Source organism: Frankia sp. R43 (assembly GCF_001306465.1).
Classification (GTDB): Bacteria; Actinomycetota; Actinomycetes; order Frankiales; family Frankiaceae; genus Parafrankia; species Parafrankia irregularis.
On record NZ_LFCW01000001.1, the window covers coordinates 416,026 to 433,013 of the forward strand.

General features: G+C 70.8%; 10 protein-coding genes. 6 read left to right on the top strand and 4 right to left on the bottom strand.

Going from position 1 to position 16,988, the window contains the following annotated elements; all coding sequences use genetic code 11:
- The first annotated feature begins 137 nt into the window (after positions 1–137).
- The gene (locus ACG83_RS01420) at positions 138–5,270 is read left to right on the top strand and encodes a diguanylate cyclase (RefSeq protein ID WP_054564341.1); all 5,133 of its coding nucleotides are present in this window, start codon (positions 138–140) and stop codon (positions 5,268–5,270) included.
- On the opposite strand, the gene ACG83_RS01425 is transcribed toward ACG83_RS01420, so the two are convergent.
- Both ACG83_RS01425 and ACG83_RS01430 read right to left on the bottom strand, forming a co-directional pair.
- Positions 5,236–5,640, bottom strand: a complete 405-nt coding sequence (locus ACG83_RS01425; RefSeq protein ID WP_054564342.1) for a VOC family protein — start codon at positions 5,638–5,640, stop codon at positions 5,236–5,238. The genes ACG83_RS01420 and ACG83_RS01425 overlap by 35 nt on opposite strands.
- Positions 5,633–6,418 carry a phosphosulfolactate synthase gene (locus ACG83_RS01430; RefSeq protein WP_054564343.1) on the bottom strand — a complete coding sequence of 262 codons (786 nt, stop codon included), beginning with the start codon at positions 6,416–6,418 and terminating at the stop codon, positions 5,633–5,635. Before ACG83_RS01430 ends, ACG83_RS01425 begins: the two co-directional genes overlap by 8 nt.
- 282 nt (positions 6,419–6,700) lie before the next feature.
- On the opposite strand from ACG83_RS01430, the gene ACG83_RS01435 reads away from it, so the two are divergent.
- From ACG83_RS01435 to ACG83_RS01450, 4 genes are all read left to right on the top strand, one after another.
- Positions 6,701–8,302, top strand: a complete 1,602-nt coding sequence (locus tag ACG83_RS01435) for an AMP-binding protein (RefSeq protein ID WP_054564344.1) — start codon at positions 6,701–6,703, stop codon at positions 8,300–8,302.
- Positions 8,299–9,663 (top strand): acyltransferase, encoded by a 1,365-nt coding sequence (locus ACG83_RS01440; protein WP_054564345.1) that lies wholly within the window; start codon positions 8,299–8,301, stop codon positions 9,661–9,663. Before ACG83_RS01435 ends, ACG83_RS01440 begins: the two co-directional genes overlap by 4 nt.
- Positions 9,660–10,292: a class I SAM-dependent methyltransferase gene (locus ACG83_RS01445; RefSeq protein ID WP_054564346.1), complete on the top strand. Its 633-nt coding sequence runs from the start codon at positions 9,660–9,662 to the stop codon at positions 10,290–10,292. Before ACG83_RS01440 ends, ACG83_RS01445 begins: the two co-directional genes overlap by 4 nt.
- 253 nt (positions 10,293–10,545) lie before the next feature.
- Entirely contained in the window at positions 10,546–13,002 is a 2,457-nt protein-coding gene (locus tag ACG83_RS01450) for an endonuclease/exonuclease/phosphatase family protein (protein ID WP_235497507.1), read from the top strand.
- 86 nt (positions 13,003–13,088) lie between these two features.
- Here the strand turns inward: ACG83_RS01450 and ACG83_RS01455 are convergent, their stop codons facing one another.
- The gene (locus ACG83_RS01455) at positions 13,089–14,546 is read right to left on the bottom strand and encodes an MFS transporter (RefSeq protein ID WP_076823619.1); all 1,458 of its coding nucleotides are present in this window, start codon (positions 14,544–14,546) and stop codon (positions 13,089–13,091) included.
- A 162-nt stretch (positions 14,547–14,708) separates the two neighbouring features.
- Here ACG83_RS01455 and ACG83_RS01460 point away from each other — a divergent pair, with 162 nt between their 5' ends.
- Positions 14,709–15,593, top strand: coding sequence for a helix-turn-helix transcriptional regulator (locus ACG83_RS01460; protein ID WP_235497509.1), 885 nt, complete (start codon positions 14,709–14,711; stop codon positions 15,591–15,593).
- A 125-nt stretch (positions 15,594–15,718) separates the two neighbouring features.
- Here the strand turns inward: ACG83_RS01460 and ACG83_RS01465 are convergent, their stop codons facing one another.
- Positions 15,719–16,867: an ABC transporter ATP-binding protein gene (locus ACG83_RS01465; RefSeq protein ID WP_054564347.1), complete on the bottom strand. Its 1,149-nt coding sequence runs from the start codon at positions 16,865–16,867 to the stop codon at positions 15,719–15,721.
- Between the last annotated feature and the right edge of the window lie 121 nt (positions 16,868–16,988).

Below are 16,988 nucleotides of genomic sequence, written 5' to 3' on the forward strand. Positions count from 1 at the left end.
GAAGGCACTCCGGGGCAGAAAGAAGGCCTCGCGGGCGGTAACTGATCATCGCGATACCCGGCGCATCGGCGGGGCAGACTGGCAGGGTGGGGCAGGTCTGGCGCGACGTCGAACGGTCGGAGCGGACAGCCCGGAGCATGTCGCCGGGCCGGGATCCGCCCAGGTCGCCGACACCTTCGCCGGTCCGTTCGGTGGTGCTCGCGGAGTCCGAGCGCACCCGGGTGACCCGGATGCCGGGTTCCTCCGGTCCGCTGATCCGCAAGGAGGTGTTGGGCCGGGGCGCGAACCGGCGGCTGCGGCATGAGACGGAGATTCTCAGAAGGCTGACCGGCGTGGAGGGCGTCGTCCAGCTTGCCGCCGCGGCGGATGCCGAGCACGAGGCGGGCATCGAGCCGGACGCCCGCGCCGAGCCCGCGGCCGCGTCCGTGTCCGGAGCGGCGGGTGAGCTCGGGCTGGGAGGCAAGAAGAGCCCGGGATCGATCCTGCTGAAGGACGTCGGCGGCACCGCACTCTCCACCTGGCGCACGCCGCTCGAACCGGACCTGCTGCTTGTCGTCGCCGAGTCGCTGGCCCGGGCGGTCGCGGCGATGCACCACCGCGGCATCGTGCACCGTGACATCAGCCCGGCGAACATCGTGGCCACCCCGGACGGCGAGGTGTGGCTGATCGACTTCACGCTCGCCACCACGCTCACGTCGACGCGCAGCGAGTTCACCCACCACTGCGCGATCGTCGGCACGGTCCCCTACCTCGCGCCGGAACAGACCGGCCGGACCAGCCGTCCCGTCGACGAGCGCGCCGATCTGTACGCCGTCGGCGCGACCCTGTACGAGCTGGCGACCGGAGCGCCGCCGTTCGGCGCGGACGACCCGCTGCGCATCATCCACGACCATCTGGCCCGGGTGCCGGTCCCGGCGTCGGAGCGAAACCCGACTGTGCCCCGGGCGCTGGCGAAGGTCATCGCGCACCTGCTCGAGAAGGAACCCGATGATCGCTATCAGAGCGCCGAGGGGCTTGCGCACGACCTCGCCCTGGTCCGCCGCGGAACGCCGCCGGCCCGCCCCGGAGCCCACGATCGGTGGACTCGTCAGCTGAGGTCCTCCAGGCTCATCGGCCGCGACCAGGAGATCGACGAGCTTCGTGGCGCCTTCCTGGCGGTCATGGCGGGTCACCCGCGTTCCGTCCTCGTCGACGGCGAGGCCGGGGTCGGGAAGACCGCCCTGGTCGACGAACTGAGGCTGATCGCGGCCGGTCACGGCGGCTGGTTCGTGGCCGGGAAGTTCGACCAGCACCGACTCGACCAGGCGTACAACGGCTTCCTCCAGGCGGTTCGGGCGCTCGGCCGGCTCCTGCTGGCCGAGCCCGAGGAGCGCCTGGCCGAGTATCGGGAACGGCTACGCCATGGCCTGGGCCGCAACGCGGGCCTGGCCGCCGCCGCGGTGCCGGAGCTGGGGGTGCTGCTGGACGTCCAGGCCGCGCCGGGTGATGTGATGACGAGGCGAGCCCGCGCGGCGCACACCGGCCTCGAGATCCTGCGCGCCGTCGCCTCGACCGAGCGCCCGGTGGTCTGCTTCGTGGACGACCTGCAGTGGGCCAGCCGCACCCCGATGGGCATCCTCGACCCGATCTTCAGTGGAAGCGCGGCTGTCGACGGGCTGCTGTTGATCGGCGCGTACCGCGACAGCGAGATCGGCGCCACCACCCCGCTGGCGGAACAGCTAGGTCGCTGGCTGCTCCAGCCGCGCGGACCGCGCAAGCTGCGGCTGGAGAACCTCCCACCGACGGCCCAGGCGGCGCTGGTGGCGGACATCCTGCACGTCGCGCCGGGGCCGGCGGCCGAACTGGCACGCATACTCGCACCGGCGGCCGGGGGAAATCCGCGTGACACCGTCGAGCTCCTCAACACCCTGCGCGACGAGGAGCTCCTGCACTTCGCCGCGGGCGGCTGGCGGTGGGATCGGGAAGCACTGCGCCACCGCCTGCATCGGATCAACTTCACCGAACTTCTGACGGCCCGGGTCGCCGGGCTGCCGGGTGTCGCCGTGGATCTGCTCGCGTCGGTGGCCTGCCTGGGCGCCCATGCCGATCTGGATCTTCTGGCCGCCGCGGCCGCGCTGCCGATCGACAAGGTGGAACAGCGGCTCGCCATGGCGATCGAGGCCGGGGTGCTGGTTTCCGAGACCGCGGCCGGCGGACGGCAGTCGGTGCGGTTCCAGGACGACCGGACCCGCCAGACGGCACTGGCCAGCCTCAGCGAGCAGTCACGGGACGCGACGCACCTGAGGCTGGCCCGGAACCTGGCCGGCGATCCAGAAGACCCGAACAACTCGGAAGCGGAGTATCTCTCCGTGGCGGCAGAGCAGTATCTGCCCGTCCTCGGCGCGGTCCACGACCCGGCCGAGCGGCGCCGGGTGTCGGCGCTTCTGCGAAGGGCAGCGGGCGAGGCGAAGGTGCTGTCCAACCATGCCCAGGTCGAGAGGTACACGGCCGCCGCCGCGACGCTTCTCGATCCGTCCGACGTCGACGAGCTGCTGGCCATCCACATCGAACGGCACGCCGCCCTGTGCGACCTCGGTCGGCTCGAGGAGGCCGACGAGGTCTACGAGATCATCGACCGGTTGTGCACCGATCCGCTCCGGCGCACGGCCCCGACCGTCGTCCAGATCAGCAGCCTCACCAATCGCCGGCGTGCGGCCGAGGCGGTCGACCTCGGTGTCGAGCAGCTGCGGCGCCTCGGGTTGACCGTCCCGGGCCGAGAGCAGCTGGACGCGGAGATCGACAGCGGCCTCGACGCCGCCTATCGGTGGATCGACACCACGAGCGACGCCGATGACCTGCGGCGCGCGGAGCTGGTCGACCGGGTGCGACTGAGCATCATGAATATGATCAATGCCCTCTCGCCGGCGGCGTTCTTCAGCGACCACACGATGCTGGCCTGGCTGAACGTACGGACACTGCAGATGTGGGCAGAGGACGGCCCGGACCGCGCCCTGCTGGGCCCGGCGAGCCATGCCGCGATAGTGACGGTCAGGCACCGAGCCGACTACCGCACCGGCCACCGTATCCTGCGTCGCCTGCTCGCGGTGGGCCACGCGCGGGGCTACGAGCCCGAGGTCTGGCTGGCCGAGTTCCACTACCTGATCACATCCGGCCACTGGTTCGAGCCTCTCGAGCAGAATCTGGCCGCCACCCGCCGGGCGCTGGACGAGCTCCTTCGCAGCGGCGACTACCAGGCCGCCTGCTGGGCCCACCAGTGCCTGCTGTTCAACCTCCTGGACTGCGCGACCTCACTCGACCTCGTCGCGACCGAGGCCGAGGTGGCGATGACGCTGGCCACCCGGACCGGCAACCACCGGGCCGAGGAGTCCGTGAGCACCTTCCGCCGGCTCGCGGCGGCTCTGCGCGGTGAGCTCGAGGAGCGCGGCATCGACGAGACGGCCATGCTCTCCCTCATCGCCGGCAACTCGGTCGCCGTCGTGCACTTCCACCTCAACAGTGCGATCGCCGCCGCTGTCTTCGACCGCCCGGACGAGCTGACCGAGCACCTCGCCGCCGTGGAACCGCTGCTCGCCCCGTTCGAGGCAAGCTACGTGATCGTCGCTGGCCGTCTGCTGCGGGTGCTGACGCTGGCGCGGGGCATCCGCTCGGGGCACCGGCGGCCGGGAACCGAGCACCCGCCGGCCGGGAGACCACCGGCCCGTGACCCGCTGGCCGGGGTGCCGGCCGGCGATCTACTGAAGGAACTGGACGAGACGATCGCCTGGCTGGCCGCCCGCGCCGCCGACGCGCCCTTCAACTTCCTGCACCTGCTTTACCTGGCACAGGCAGAACGGGCCTGGGCCACCGACGACTTCCAGCGAGCCTCCTACTTCTTCGACGCGGCACACCGGGAGGCCATCTCGCGGTCTCGGCCGTGGCACCTCGCGCTGATCCTGGAGGAGGCCGCCCACTTCTACCTGAGCCACGGCCTGGAGGTGGCGGGGCGGCTGCTCCTGGTCGGAACCCGTCGGGTCTACGCGGCCTGGGGCGCCACCGCGAAGGTCAACCAGCTCGACTGGGGAACCCCGGGCCTGCGGACCGGGCCACCGGCCGAGGAGCTGCTCATCGGGGACCCGAGGAGGCGTGCGGACGGACGCTCGGTGGTCACGACGGGCACCATCGACCTGCGAGGCATCGTCGCCGCGTCGCGGGCGCTCAGCTCGGAGACAAGCGTGGCGGGCCTGCGGGCCACGGTCGTGGGGATCCTCTCCGAGATGACCGGGGCGACCGACGTCCACCTGCTGCTGCGTGACGACGAGAGCAAGGCCTGGACGGTCACGACCGACACCGGTCCCGCCATCACCCTGCGGGAGGCCGGCCAGCGCCATCTCCTGCCACCGTCCGTCGTCTGGTACACGGAACGGACCCGCGAGCCGGTTGTCGTCACCGATGTCGCCACCGACGAGCGGTTCCACCGCGACCCGTGCTTCTGCCCGCATGAACGTTGTTCGCTGCTCGCCGTGCCCATCTCGATCCGCGGCCGTCTCCGGGCGATGCTGCTGCTGGAGAACCGCATGATCAGCCACGCGTTCTCGGTGGACCGCCTCGAAGGGATCATGCTTGTTGCCAGCCAGCTGGCGGTCTCGCTCGACAACGCCCTGATGTACGCGTCGCTCGAACGCAAGGTGGATCAGCGCACCCAGCAGCTCGCGGCCGCGAACAGGCAGCTCAAGCAGCTTGCGGTGACCGACCCGTTGACGGGGCTCGCCAACCGCCGGCGGCTGGACGAGATCCTCGACCACGAATGGCATCAGGCCCGGCGGCGGGGATCACCCCTCGCCCTCGCGATGGTCGACATCGATCATTTCAAGCTTTACAACGATCACTTCGGCCACGCCGCCGGCGACCACTGCCTGCGGCTGGTCGCCCAGTGCCTCGCCCGCAGCCTGCGCGAGCCACTGATCGCCGCGCGTTACGGCGGCGAGGAGTTCGCCGTCGTCATGCCCGACACCAATGCCGCCGGTGCCGCCCGGCTGGCACGGCGTTGTTGTGCGGCCGTCGAGGCGCTGGCCGAGCCACACCCGAGGGCCGCCACGCGGGTCGTGACGGTGAGCATCGGCACGACAGCGCTCGTTCCCACCCTGCGGGACGACCTCACAAGCTTCGTCGAATGCGCCGACGCGGCGCTCTACCGCGCGAAGCGAGGCGGGCGCAACCGGGCCGAGGTCGTACTCGCCCGCCCGCATCCGGCGGCGCTCAGTACATCATCCGCGGGTCCCGGTAGTGCTTGAACTCCAGGAGGTTGTCCGCCGGGTCGCGCAGCACGAACGTGCGATGCTCCTCCGCGAGGCCTTCGAAGCGGGTACCGAGCGGCTGGAACACCGGGATCTTGCGGAGCTCGACCAGGCGCAGGAGCCGGTCGAAGTCCGCGGACCGGCGGAACGTCACCCCGAAATGGCGCGGGTAAAGCCCGAGCGGCGCCGCCACGGCCGGCCGTTCGGACAGATGGCAGACAAGCTGGTCGCCGAAGAAGTCCAGGGTGATCCGGTCGGGGTAACGCCGGGCCAGCTTGCAGCCGAGCCGGCCGACGTAGAACTCGACGGCCTCGTCCAGGTCGAAGGCCGGAATGGCGAGGTGGAAGGTGTCGCCGCGGTCACGCATGCGGTCCGGCCTCCACCCCGATGTCGAGCATCGTGTCGGAGCGCAGCCCCAGCCGCAGCGTCTCCAGGGCGATCACCTCGGCCGGCGCGATGTTGCCGAGGTTCACCTCCGTCCCGACCCGGCGCACGAAGTAGGTCTGCAGGGTCCTGGTCGGCGCCTCGAAGAGGAGGCGGTCGACCGGAAGGCCCGCGTCAAGAATGTCCTCGATCAACCCGAAGCGCAGCCGGCCGTCCGGCCGGCAGATGCCACTGCTCCCGCTTTCCCGGGCCTCGGCGATGACGAGCTCGGCACCGGCCTCCAGATCCGCGCGAATACAGTCGATCCAGCGTGACGGGGAGAGCCGTTCGGAGCGCTCACCATCCTTGAAACCGACCTCGCTCAGCACGGTGAAATCGTCGGCCAGCTTCCCGATGAACGCACACTTCTCCTGGTTGGAGAGGTCGATCGTCCCGTTCGAGACTTCTACATGGCTACATGAGTGACCGTGACAGAATTCACGGAAATCGTCAAAACGATTTTGCAGGATATGCTTCTCGAACAGCGTGCCACCGAAGAAGTAGCCTATTCCGAGCGCCCGCAGAGTCTCGATCTTGCGGTCGAGGTCGGCGGTGACAACGGACGTCCCCCAGCCGAATTTGACGAGGTCGACCAGGTCCGCCGCACTGGTCACCGCGTCCTGGAAGTAGCCGGTCGGGAGACCGTTGTCGATCACCATGGTGATACCTCGGGTACGGGGTCGCACCTGCCGTGATGGAAGCTGCAGCGCGGTCCGAGACATGTTCCTCCTTCGCCGGTCCGTCGAGGCAGACCTTCGCCCCGGGAGATGAAGAAATCCTGAGGGGAGAGTTCAGGATGGCTGCATGCAGTGCACGACACCAGCCTCCGGCAGTGATGACACAGAGTCTGACAGGTTTAACGAGAACCTCATAAGCTGCACACAGAAGGAGCACAGAAGATTCACAGAATAAATGCATATCAGACCACTTCCCGGATGCGGTATTCAGTAGACGTTCAGACTTCCCAAACGCGGCCTTCAGGATGCACGTGAATTGTCTCAGCAATGACGAGGCGCACGGACGGGCCAGCCGATGAAGATCCCGGTGCGGCGGGTGACCAGGTCGGCCTCGAGTCCCTGATCAGCTGGATCGACGAACGTGCGCGGACCAGCGCCGACCAGGTCTACCTTCGCGCCGCGCGCACCGGCGGCCAGATCACCTACCGGCAGCTGGCCGACGCCGTCCGCCGCTGGTGGGGCGTGTTCGATCTGCACGGCGCCGGCCCGGGCAGCCGAATCGCCCTGGCGGTCGCGGACCCGCTCGACTTCGCCATCGCCTACCTGGCCACCGTCGCCGGCGACCGCTGCGCCGCTCCGGTGCCGGCCGGAGCCCCGGATCTGACCGAACGACTGGCCGGTCTCGAACCCGACCTCGTCGTCACGGCGAACGGCGTCATGGCGAACGACAACACCGCGAACGGGAGTATGGAGTTCCCCCGCGCGGGCGGTGTCCTGCTGGCCAGCTCCGGGACCACCGGCACTCCCAAGCAGGTGTTCCTCGGCGCCAGGCAGCTTCTCCACGTCGCGACCGAGATCGCCCGTCATCACCGGCTGACGCCTGCCGACATCGGTTACAACCCGCTCCCCCTGGTTCATGTGAACGCGGAGGTCGTCGGCCTGCTCGCCACCCTGGTCGCCGGCGGCGAACTGGTGCTCGACGCACGCTTCCACCGGCAGGGCTTCTGGAATCTGGTCCAGAACCACGCCGTCACCTGGATCAACGCGGTCCCGGCGATTCTGGCCATTCTGGCGCGGCAGCCGGCCCCGAGCGCCGCGCAGACCCGGACGGTGCGGTTCGTCCGGTCCGCTTCGGCCCCGTTGCCGGTCGCCGTGCTGGAGGCGTTCGAGACCGCCACCGGGCTGCCCGTGATCGAGACCTACGGCATGACCGAGGCGGCGAGCCAGATCGCGGCGAACCCGCTCGACGGCCGGCGACGTCCAGGGTCGGTCGGCCGCGCCGTCGGGACGCAGATCCGGATCGTCGACCGGCAGGGGCGCCACTGCCCGTGCGGGACGACCGGTCAGGTACAGATCCGCGGCGGCGGGGTGATCTCCGCCTACGCGACCGAGGCCGGCAACGACCGGTTCCGCGCGGGCGGCTGGCTCGACACCGGCGATCTCGGCCGGCTCGACGAGGACGGCTACCTCTACCTGGTCGGCCGCCGCGACGACGTCATCAACCGGGGCGGGGAGAAGATCTTCCCCCGTGAGGTGGAGGAGGTGCTGCTCGCGGACCCCCGGGTCACCTCGGCCGTGGTCTTCGGGCTGCCGCACGCCGTCCTGGGCCGGATACCCGTCGCCCAGGTCGTGCTCGCCGACCGCACCGCCGCCCCCGACCACACCGCCGACAGCGCCTCGGGGCGGGCCACGGGACGGACCGTGGCGCCGACGCGGAACGGCGCCGGCGAGGCCGCATCGACCCGCGAGCTGCTGGCCGACCTGTCCAGCCGGTGCGCCACGCGGCTGGAACGACACAAGCGCCCCGTCCGGATCGAGGTCGTCGACGACCTGCCGGTCGGGCCTACCGGCAAGGTACTGCGCCGCCTGCTGGACCTCCCCGAGCCGGACCGCGGCCACGCGGCCGGTGACGGCCGCGGCGCGGCGTGACACTCGCGCCCGGCGCCGCGGAGCACGCTCCAGGTGACGCCCCGAACAGCACCTCCAGCGGCACGGCAGGCGGCACGGCAGGCAGCACGGCAGGCAGCACGGCAGGCAGCACGGCAGGCAGCAGGTCGGACAGTGCTCCGGCCGGCGGCGGCCGGCACGTCCACGAGGCCGATGTCGTCCGCGTGCTGACGTTCATCGCGGTGATCGGCGTGCACGCGACCGGCGGGACCGTCGACAACGGCAGCTATTCGGGCAACGCGGCCCTGATGCTGCTGCATTTCACCCGGGAGGCGTTCTTCGTTCTCACCGGCTTCGTACTCGTCCACAGCTACGCGTCGCGGCCGCCGCGCGGCGCGGGCCTTCGCCGTTTCTGGTTGCGGCGGCTGCTGCTGGTCGGCGTGCCCTATGCCGTGTGGACGGCGGTGTACGGCGCGTCGGCGGTGGTCGGCCGGGCGGAGACGGACGGCTTCCGCGCCGGCCTCGCCGAGCTCAGCCAGCTGCTGATCAGCGGCGACGCGCACTACCACCTCTACTTCCTGCTGGTCTCCCTGCAGGTCTACCTGGTTCTGCCGCTGTTGCTCACGCTCGTCCGCCGCGCCCGCCGCGCGCTGGGCCGGGTGCTGGCCGCCAGTGCCGTGCTGCAGTTCGGCATCCTGCAGGAGATCCAGTACGGCCCGCCGCGGCACGGGGTTCTCGGCTGGTTGCGGGAGAACTGTCACGCGCTGCTGCCGACGTACCAGTTCTGGGTCGTGCTGGGTGCGGTGGCGGCGATGCGGCTGGACGCCGTGCGGGCCTGGACGGGCCGGCACCGGCGGCTCGTCCCGCTGATCGTGCTGGGCGGCGCCGGAGCGGCCACCGGGTGGTACGCCGCCGTCGTGCGCAGCGGCCGCCCGCCCGCGTTCGCCTCGTCGGTGTTCCAGCCGGTGATGATCGTGTGGGGCACGGCGATCGTGGTCGGTCTCTTCACGGCCGGCCAGCTGTGGGCTGCCCGGCGCATCGCGGCCTCACCGCCGGACCGGCTGCTGCGGATCGGCTCCGAGTTGTCCTTCGGTGTCTACCTCGTTCATCCGATCTTCGTCGACACGCTCGTCGACTCGCTCCGCGGCAGGCTTCCCGCGCCCCTGTCCACGTTGATCATCATGGTGGTCGCGCTGGCCGCGTCGACAGCGCTGGTCGCCCTCGCCCGCCGCACCCCGTTGAGTCTGGTGGTGTCCGGCCGTCCGATGCGCCGCCAACCGCCCCAGAACGGCGATCCGGCGGCTCGCGCGACCCCTGCCCGCGTAGCCTCGACAGTCCCGGCACCCAACGTAACGATCAGGCCACGGTTGATCGGTGACGCGAAGGAGGTCCGCGAGGGATGAGCATCCTCGAAGGTTCGGACGGAGCCCTGCCACCACTCGGGCCACGACATCCCACTGACTTCGACGTCTTCTATCAGGGCACCCCACCGTGGGACATCGGCCGCCCCCAGGCCGCCTTCCAGGCGCTCGCGGACGCCGGCCAACTGCGCGGGCGGGTCCTCGACGTCGGATGTGGCACCGGTGAGCACGCCCTGCTCGCCGCCGGCCTCGGGCTCGATGTGGTCGGCGTCGACACCTCCGCGCTCGCGATCGAGCGAGCCAAGGCCAAGGCCGCCGAACGGGGCCTGCACGCCCGGTTCCGGGTCGAGAACGCACTGCGGCTCGCCGAACTGAAGGAGCGGTTCGACACGGTGCTCGACTGCGGGCTGTTCCATGTGCTGACGGACGAGGACCGCGAGGCCTTCGTCCGGGCCCTGCACTCCGTCCTCCACCCAGGTGGCCATTACTACATGCTGTGCTTCAGCGACCAGGTTCCCGGTGACATCGGCCCCCGCCGGATCAGCCAGGACGAGATCCGGAGCAGCTTCGCCGACGGCTGGCAGGTCGACGCGGTGGAACCGGCAACCCTGGAGATCACGTTCGACACGATGGGCGTCTCCGCCTGGCTGGCCTCGATCACCCGAAGCTGAAGCACCCGCAGTTGGAGCACCCGCAGTTGGAGCACCCGGAGCCGAGCACGCGGAATCCCACCGCCGAGAGCCCTGCGGATGCCGCCGGCATCCCCACCGGGCCGACACCGTTCCCCACCAGAAGCGAAACGCTCCGGAAAGAAAAGGGGAACATCTAGGACGATCGCGGCAGTTCGCCTAAAACCGCACTTCCACCAGGTCACGAAGCCCACCATGCTCCTGGGGAGAATCTTCCCTGAGGAGCAGAACACCTGTGGCAAAACTCAGCGCACGCCGCCTGATCACGGCGGCGAGCCTGCCGGCTATGGTCGCGGCCACCCTGACGGCCCTACCCAGTCCCGCGAACGCGCTCTCGGCCGACGTCGTCGTCTCCGCCGTCTACGGCGGAGGCGGCAACTCGGGCGCGACCATCAAGAACGACTTCATCGAACTGGCGAACCTCACGGCGAGCCCGATCAGCGTCGAGGGCTGGTCCATCCAGTACGCCTCGGCGGCGGGTGCCGTCTTCCAGCTGACCGCCCTGCACGGCTCGATCCCGGCCGGCGGCCGGTATCTGGTCCAGCAGGCCGCCGGCGCCGCCGGCACGCTCAGCCTGCCGACCCCCGACGCGACGGGCAGCATCCCGATGTCCGCGACCTCGGGCGTCGTCGCCCTGGTCACGAACACCATCCCGCTGGTCGGCTGCGGCATCTCCTGCTCCACCGCTCCGAACGTCAAGGACCTCGTCGGCTACGGCGCCACCGCCAACGTCGAGACCCTCGCCGCGCCCGGCCTGACCAACACCACCGCGGGCGCCCGCAGTGGCTCCCTGGCCGACACCGACAACAACTCGGTCGACTTCACCGCGGGCGTGCCGAAGGCCACCAACTCGGCCGGCACCACCGTGACCGCCACCGACGACCCGGGCGGCGGCCCGACCGGCCCGACCCCCGGCAGCACCCGGATCCACGACATCCAGGGCAGCGGCCGGATCTCCCCGATCGTCGGCCAGAGCGTCACCAACGTGCCCGGCATCGTGACCGCCGTCCGCACCACGGGCAGCTCCCGCGGCTACTGGATGCAGGATCTGACGGCCGACGCCGACCCGCTGACCAGCGAAGGCATCTTCGTCTTCACCGGCAGCACCTCACCCGCCGTCGCCATCGGCGACTCGGTGCTGACCACCGGCCGGGTCACCGAGTACCGCCCGGCCGCCGGCGCGCAGTCGCTCACCGAGCTCGGCGGACCGATCGCCACCAGCAAGCTGAGCAGCGGCAACGCGCTTCCCGCGCCGATCCCCGTCAGCTTCCCCGACGCCTTCACCAAGACGGGCTCCCTCGAGGCCCAGCCGCTTGAGCCGAGCTCCTACGTGCTCGACTGGCTGGAGATCCACGAGGGCATGCGGGTCACCGTCGCCCAGGACACCCGCCTCATCAGCCCGGTGAACACCGAGTTCGGCGAGCTGTGGGTCACCCTGAAGCCGACCCAGAACCAGACCCCGCGCGGCGGTTCGGCGTACGTCTCCTACGACGACCCCAACAGCGGCCGGCTGATGCTGCAGGCCCTGGACGGCGCCCCCGCCGCGAACGTCGGCTCCACCCTCGCGGCCGGTTCGGTCGGCGTCGTCGACTACCAGTCGTTCGGCGGGTACGTCATCCAGGCCACCACCCTCGGCACCATCACCGACGGCGGCCTCAAGCGGCAGAAGGTCACCCCGCCGAAGAAGACCGGCGACCTGTCGATCGCCACCTACAACGTCGAGAACCTCACCGCCGGTGACTCCGACGCCAAGTTCGCGCGGCTGGCCGAGGCCGTCGTCGTGAACCTCGGCAAGCCCGACATCCTCGCCCTGGAGGAGATCCAGGACAACAACGGCACGGTCAACGACGGCGTCGTCGCCGCCGACCAGACCGTCGCCAAGTTCATCGCGGCGATCGTGGCCGCCGGCGGCCCGACCTACGCCTGGCGTTCGATCGACCCGAACGACGGCACGGACGGCGGCGCCCCCGGTGGCAACATCCGCCAGGTGTTCCTGTTCAACCCGGCCCGGACGACCTTCGTCGACCGCGCCGGCGGCGACGCGAACACGGCCGTGAGCGTGCTCAAGGTGCGCCCGACCAGCAACCAGATCTACCTGTCGGCGTCGCCGGGCCGCATCAACCCGACGAGCTCCGCGTGGAGCACCAGCCGCAAGCCGCTGGTCGGCGAGTTCCTGTACGACGGGGACAAGCAGCTGTTCGTCGTCGCCAACCACTTCAACAGCAAGGGCGGCGACTACCCGCTCACCGCCGCGGTGCAGCCGCCGGCCCGCAGCTCCGAGACCCAGCGGACCAGCCAGGCGACCGAGGTCCGCAACTTCGTCGCCGACCTGGCCGCCAAGAGCGGCAACACCGCTCGCGTGGTCGTGCTCGGTGACATCAACGACTACCAGTTCAGCCCGACCCTGGCGACGCTGACCGACAACGGTGCGCTGCTCAAGCCGCTGATCAACGACCTGCCCGTGAACGAGCGGTACAGCTACGTGTTCGACGGCAACTCGCAGACGCTGGACCACATCCTGATCAGCCCGACCATCAAGGGCTACTCCTACGGTGTGGTGCACATCAACGCCGAGTTCTCCGACCAGGCCAGCGACCACGACCCGCAGATCATCCGGATCCTCACCGGGTGTGGCTCCGAGCCGCTTCCCGACCGCTGCCGCCCCGGCAGCCCCGTGGTGGACGTCCCGTAACCCTGATGGACGTCGAGTAACACCCATTCGCAGCAGGGCAGTGCGAAAGCGCCCGTCCCCTCACCGGGGGCGGGCGCCTTCGCGTCTCACGGGCGAACGGCCACGGGCGCCTGGCCCACCCGGCCGCGGCGGCGGTCCCGCACCAGCAGCAACGCGGAGACGACCGCGACCAGCGCGACGGCGGCCAGGACCCGGCCCGTGCCGTACTCCGCGTGGCGGGTCGACCCACCGTCGCCCACGGCGGTGAGGAACACCGTGCCGACGCCGGCCACGCCGACGACCTGCCCGAGCTGCATCAGGGTCAGCAGCAGCCCGCTCGCGTCGGCCGCGTCGGAGAGTGCCACCCCCTCGAGCGCCACCGACATGATGATCGACATGACTCCCAGCCCGAACCCGATCAGCGCGGTCAGCAGCTCGTAACCCACGCCGCCACCGGCGAGCGGGCCGACGAACAGGTAGGCCACGGCGGCGACGGCGAACCCGGCCGGAATCAGGTTCGCGTGCCACCGCGCCGGGACCCGCTGCCAGCTGAGCCCGACCGCCCCGAACGCCACGACGCACGGGACGAACGCCAGACCCGACTTCAGCGCGCTCATCCCGAGGTCGCCCTGCAGGTGCAGCGTGGTCGTGAACAGGAAGCCGGCCCACGTCGCGGGCGCCAGCAGCAGCATGACCGCGGCGGGGCGAAGCCCGGGAGCGCGCAGCATGCGCACCGACAGCAGCGGACGCCGGCCGCGGGCGGCAAGGCCACGCTCCACCCACACGAAGAGCGCGAACACCACGACGCTCGCGGCCAGGCAGGCCCAGGTCCAGGCCGGCCAGCCCAGCTCGTGCCCCAGGATCAGCGGCATCACGAAGAGCAGGACGGCCGCGCCGAGTATGACGAGGCCGAGCAGGTCGAGGTCGACGTCGCCCTCCGGCTCATCCGGCGGGATGACTCGCGGGCCGGCGACCATCAGCGCCAGGCCGACGGGCACGTTCACCAGGAAGACCGTCCGCCAGCCGGCGCCGAACAGATCCAGGCTGACCAGCAGGCCTCCCGCCACCTGCCCGGCGACGACACCGCCGGCGATCATCGCGGAGAAGAAGCCCAGCGCGCGCAGCCGTGCCTCACCGGTGAAGTTCCGCTGGATCAGGCTCATGGTCTGCGGCGTCATCAGGGCCGCGCTGGCACCCTGCAGGAAGCGGAAGACGATCAGTGACGTCGTGCCCGGTGCGAGACCGCACGCCAACGACGTCAGGGTGAAACTGACCAGGCCCAGGTGGAAGGCCCGGCGATGGCCGAGCACTCCACCGAGCCGGGCACCGGTGATCAGCAGCACCGAGTAGGCCACAGCGTAGCCCGCGACCACCAGCTGCAGCCCGGCTCCGGAGACGTCCAGGTCCGCCCGCAACGTCGGCAGGGCGACGTTCACGATGCTGTTGTCGAGCACGGACATGAACTGGCCGAGGAGAAGGACGGCGAGCAGCGCGCCCGCGGCGCGCTGCGGTGTGGGCGGCGTCCGCCGTTCCTCGGTGGCGGGACTGCGCAGTGCATTGACCATGAGGAACATCCTGGGCGTGCGTCGGTACTGGTAACGAGAGCCCCGTGATACTGGTACTGGCAGCACCTGGCACGCCGGGCCGAAGCCCGGCACGCTGAGAACGTGACGACGCAGCCCAGCCCCACGCCGGCTGCCGTGCCTCAGGTGGATCAGGTGGCACAGGTGGCTCCCGTGCTCCCGATCAGGCCGCGGGCCGAGCGGCGGCGATCGGATCTCGCCCTCTTCCTGCGCAGTCGGCGCGAGCGCATCACCCCCGACGACGTCGGCATGCCGCCGGGGCCCCGCCGCCGCACACCGGGGCTGCGCCGCGAGGAGGTCGCGCAGCTCGCGGGGGTCGGCGTCACCTGGTACACCTGGCTGGAGCAGGGGCGGCCCATCAACGCGAGCCCGCAGGTCCTCGACGCCGTCGCCCGCACCCTGCGCCTCGGCCCGGCCGAGCGCGAGCACCTTTACCGACTGGCCGACACGCCTCAGCCGCATCCCGCGGCGGACGAGGAGACCACCGGCATCCCAGCGGACATCCGCACGATCCTCGACGGGCTGGACCCGCTGCCGGCGGCGCTGGTGAACGCACGGTCCGACGTACTCAGTTTCAACGCCACCTTCGCGGCGCTGGTCCCCTGCCTGGCGAACGCGCCCGTCAGCGAGCGCAACTCCATCTGGTTCACCTTCACCGCCCCGCCAGCCTGCAACCCCATCGTGAACAGCGAGGAGCTGGCCGCCGAGCACGCGGGGATCTTCCGCTATCGCTACACCCAGCACCTCGGCGAACCGGAATGGCAGGAGTTCGTCCACCGCCTGTGCGCGGCGAGCCCCGAGTTCGCCCGGTTGTGGGCCAGCCATGACGTGGTCCCGCCACGGCCGTGCAACAAGATCTTCCGCTACTCAGGGATCGCCGACATCGCGACCCGCTCCACGAACCTCGAGCTGTCGTACCAGCCCGGCACCCGAGTGATCGTCTACACCCCGATCAATGACGAGAGCCGGGCGGGCATCGCCTGGCTCCGCGAACATCCCGAGGCGGCCACCACACGCCACGAGCACTGAAGCCTTCTCCGGCCGGCACCCACCCGGCGAGCGCCGCGGCCGTCGCGGGCCCGAGTTCGGATCCGAGATCGGATCCGGGCCCGCAGGCCACGGTGGCGAGGCCTGGGCATGTGCTGTGCGCAATGTCAGGCGACCGCCTGCAACGCCGCCGCGCGGCGCAGGGTGTCGCCGGTGGCGGCGTCGAACAGGTGCAGCCGGTCGACGGCGGCGTAGAGCCTGAGCTTGCCGCCGCTGGTGACGGGCGTCCGAGGGTCCAGCGCGGCGGTGAAACGGCAGGTCTCCGGGCTGGTCGGCGGGCCCGACGGCACCGCCCCGTGGGCGAGGGTCTCGGTGCCGAGGCGTTCGATCAGGTCGACCTCGACGTCGAAGATCAGCGCGGGGCCGGCCGGGGGCTCGGTCTGGACGTCGTGCGGCCGCACGCCGATGGTCACCTCGGTACCCGTCGGCGCGGCCAGGCCCGCACGGATGGCGGCCGGAACCTCCACAGTCTGGTCGCCGACCCGCAGCTCGAGCGAGCCGGTGCCGGGCGACTCCGAGAGCAGCCCCGGGACGAGGTTCGTCGGCGGGCTGCCGATGAACGTGGCGACGAAGACGTTCGCCGGGTGGCTGAACAGCTCGTCCGGTGTGCCGAGCTGCTGCAGGCGCCCGTCGTGCAGCACGGCGATGCGGTCCGCCATCGTCATCGCCTCGGTCTGGTCGTGGGTGACGTAGAGCGTCGTCGTGCCCAGCGAGCGCTGCAGGCGGGCGATCTCGCCGCGGACGCGCACCCGCAGCTTGGCGTCGAGGTTCGACAGCGGTTCGTCCATCAGGAACGCGCGGGGCTGGCGGACGATCGCGCGCCCCATCGCGACGCGCTGGCGCTGGCCGCCGGACAGTGCCTTCGGACGCCGGTCGAGCAGGTCGGTGAGCCCGAGGATCTCGGCCGCAGCGGTGACCCGCCGGTCGCGTTCGGCGCGGTCGACCTTGGCCAGCCGCAGGGCGAACTCCATGTTCCGCCGCACGGTCATGTTCGGGTAGAGGGCGTAGTTCTGGAAGACCATCGCGAGATCACGGTCCGCCGGCGGGACGTCGGTGACGTCCCTGCCGCCGACGAGGACCTGACCGGCGGTCGGCGCGAGCAGACCGGCGACGATCCGCAACGCGGTCGTCTTCCCGCTGCCGGACGGACCGATGAGGACCAGGAACTCCCCGTCCTCGACAACGAGGTTGAGCGATTCCAGGGTCGGCCGGTCGTCGTAGGTCAGGGTGACGTCACGCAACTCGATCGTGGACATGGGGCTCCCTCTTCCCTTGGACGCTGACGCTCAGCGCAGCCCGCACAGGACACAGACCCACGCGCTGGACACAGCCCGCGCAGGGCACGGCCGACGCAGGACGCAGCGCGGCCACGGCGCG